The 2,343-nt window shown below is 59.0% G+C and carries 3 protein-coding genes; all 3 read right to left on the bottom strand.

Annotated features, from left to right (window positions below):
* A partial coding sequence (locus V6C07_RS11735) for an ATP-binding cassette domain-containing protein (protein WP_333536660.1) occupies positions 1-398 on the bottom strand: 398 nt, incomplete at its 3' end.
* Complete coding sequence (gene modB / locus V6C07_RS11730) at positions 398-1,075, bottom strand: molybdate ABC transporter permease subunit (protein ID WP_333536661.1); 678 nt, start codon at positions 1,073-1,075, stop codon at positions 398-400. The genes modB and V6C07_RS11735, both read right to left, overlap by 1 nt.
* A 193-nt stretch (positions 1,076-1,268) precedes the next feature.
* Positions 1,269-2,021 carry a molybdate ABC transporter substrate-binding protein gene (modA, locus tag V6C07_RS11725; protein ID WP_333536659.1) on the bottom strand — a complete coding sequence of 251 codons (753 nt, stop codon included), beginning with the start codon at positions 2,019-2,021 and terminating at the stop codon, positions 1,269-1,271.
* Positions 2,022-2,343 lie beyond the last annotated feature (322 nt).

Raw genomic sequence — 2,343 nt, 5'->3', positions numbered from 1 at the left:
TGCCCGATGCCGAAAAGCTCCAGCACGGACTGCGCCCGTTCCTGCTGGGCCGGACAGACGCGCCAGGGCCAAAAGCCCGTGCCGCTGTAGGCCACGTTCTGCAGCAGGGTCAGATGAGGGAACAGCGCGTAATCCTGAAACATATAGCCGATACGGCGGCGCTGTGCAGGAACAAAGACATTGGCCTGCCCGTCATACAGGGTGCGCCCGCCAAGGCGGATATGCCCGGAATCCGGCCGCACAAGCCCCGCAAGGCATTGCATGGTCAGGCTTTTTCCGGAGCCGGAAGGACCAAAGAGCACCACGTTTTTGTGCTCGTCGCCGATCTCGTAGTCCACATCCAGGCTGAAGGGGACGGCCGCGTTTTTAAAACTTTTATACAAGCGCAAGGAAATCATCACCGCCGCCTTTTCAGCTTGAGCAGCAGTTCCGCCGCCATGAGCATGCTCACGCAGGCCAGCGACGTGACAATGACGAGCCAGGTGGCCTGCGCGTCGTTACCGGCCTGAAAAGCGTCATAAATGGCAAGGGCCAGAGTTTGCGTTTTGCCGGGAATATTGCCCGCAATCATGAGCGTAGCGCCAAACTCGCCCATGCCCCGCGCGAAAGCCAGCATCAGCCCCGCAAAAATTCCTTTCCAGGCCAGCGGCAAGGACACGCTGACAAATACGCGCCATTCCGAAGCCCCAAGAGTGCGGGCAGCATCCTCAAGATGCGAGTCCACCTGCTCAAGGGCAGCTCTGGCGGACTTGTAGATAAGCGGAAACACCACCACCGTGGCCGCCACCACGGCCCCTTTCCAAGAAAAGATGAGAGTTATGCCCATCTCGGCCAGCCAGTGACCCATAAGGCCGCGCCGCCCCACCAGAAGAATAAGATAGTAACCAAGCACCGTGGGCGGCAAAACCAGGGGCAAGGTACACAGGGCGTCCAGCAGCGCGGGCATGGGGCCTTTTTTTCGGGCCAGCAGCCAGGCCATGAGGGTGGCCGCCACAAAAGAGACCAGGGTGGCCGTGCCCGCCACACGGAGCGAAAGCTCCAGCGGGCTCCAGATGGAGATGCCGTCAAGATCCATCAAAAAACCACTCCTCCACGAAAATCGTTGCCATGCTCCTGTTCCGGCATTCAATGCCGCCCCAACCGCCGCCTCTGCCGTGGCGGCCCCCCTGAAATCGGACGTACAGGCCGCCGCCCCGCGACAGCCTGTACGCTGCAAGACTCATCCTGCTACGGCAGACAGGTCACCGCAAGCAGATATCCGGCACAGTCTACGGCTTGGAAAAACCGTACTTTGCCAGAACAGCCTGGCCTTCGGGAGAAAGCACAAAATTCAGAAACGCCTGGCCCATCTTGGGATTGGTTCCGGTAAGCGCCACGGCAATGGGATAGGTTACCGGCTCATGGCCGCCCACAACCATGACCACGTCCACCTTGTCCGCCATCTGCCTGGCGTCGGTGGCGTACACGAAACCGGCGTCAACCTCGCCGCGCGCCACATAATCCAGCACCTGGCGCACGCTGTTGCCCTGAATCAGGGCAGGCTGCAGGTCGTCCCACAGCTTGGCTTCGCTAAGGGCGGCCTTGGTGTAGCGGCCCACAGGCACGGAATCAGGATTGCCGATGGCAACTTTTTTGAACTTCCTCAGGTCGGCAAGTCCGGCGGGTTTTTTGCTGCCCGCGGGCACGATGAGCACCAGGTCGTTTTCCGCAAAATTTTTGCGGGTGGCGGGGTCCACCACTTTCGCGGCCGCGGCCTTGTCCATGGTGGCCTGGTCGGCCGAGGCAAACACGTCAACGGGCGCGCCTTCCTGAATCTGCTTGAGCAGCGGGTTGGAGGCGGCAAAGTTGACATTGACCTTCAGGCCCGGATGCTGTTTTTCAAACATGCCTTTCAGTTCGGTAAAGGCATTGGTAAGGCTGGCCGCTCCTGAAACCGTCATCTCGGCGGCATGCGCGGGCAGGCTCAACAGCCCCACACAAGCCAGAGCAAGAAAAATGCGGGAAAAGAACGATTTTTTCATAGGCTCCTCCCTCGCGTTGTAACGCGATAGTTTTGACTAACTCATACAGGAGCCGTCTGGACGGGCAAGGAGGTCACGTTTTTTGTAAAAAGCGTGAACACTATACAACCTGGTATTTTTTTATGTATAAGACCTAAAAAATGACAGGATACGGTATGGAAAAAAACAAAAACCGTGAGGAAATGGCCGCGCTCTTGCGCACGCTCTCTTCCGCAGACCGGGCGTGGTTGCGCCAACGGCTTATGCGCCGCGACTCCGCCGCCCTGTTGCAGGATACCGGTCGCATCAGCCCCAGAGAACTGCTGGCTGTGGAATCGTGGCT

This window comes from Desulfovibrio sp. 1214_IL3152 (assembly GCF_036763055.1).
In the GTDB taxonomy this organism is placed as follows: domain Bacteria; phylum Desulfobacterota; class Desulfovibrionia; order Desulfovibrionales; family Desulfovibrionaceae; genus Desulfovibrio.
This window is presented reverse-complemented; position numbering and strand designations above follow the sequence as displayed.

What these genes read in the sequence shown, in the direction of transcription:
- modB (WP_333536661.1), bottom strand. Translation starts at nt 1,075, where the DNA reads ATGGATCTTGACGGCATCTCCATCTGGAGCCCGCTGGAGCTTTCGCTC.
- modA (WP_333536659.1), bottom strand. Translation starts at nt 2,021, where the DNA reads ATGAAAAAATCGTTCTTTTCCCGCATTTTTCTTGCTCTGGCTTGTGTG.